Origin of the sequence: Streptomyces niphimycinicus, assembly GCF_018883605.1 — a bacterium.
Lineage (GTDB): Bacteria > Actinomycetota > Actinomycetes > Streptomycetales > Streptomycetaceae > Streptomyces > Streptomyces niphimycinicus.
On sequence record NZ_JAHLEM010000614.1, the window covers coordinates 1 to 318 of the forward strand.

Consider the following 318-nt stretch of genomic DNA (forward strand, 5'->3'; position numbering starts at 1 on the left):
CGCTGTCCGCCGGGGGACACGGTCAGCCCGAAGTCGCCGGGGTCGGGGCTGCCGTCGTTCACGTACGCGGTGTGCACGGCGGTGGCCTCGTCCCACAACTGGCGTGAGCCGTACTGCCACACCTCCTCGTGGGTGACCGTGGCCGCCGACCCGTTTCGATCGTGGAGCCAGATCTGATATCTGCCGTCGGGTGCTCCGTCGGCCATGACCACGCCCGGCAGTTTCGCGCCCGCGTAGAGCGCGAAGCCGAGGTCCGCCATGGTCTCGGCGGGAAGCGGGCCGGTGCTGCCGCGCCGCCCGGTTCCGCTGTCCACCGGG

The 318-nt window shown here is 72.0% G+C and carries 1 pseudogene; it reads right to left on the reverse strand.

The features are described 5' to 3' along the window. A pseudogene (locus KN815_RS37785) lies at window positions 1–318 on the reverse strand (methyltransferase domain-containing protein); the annotation flags it as partial.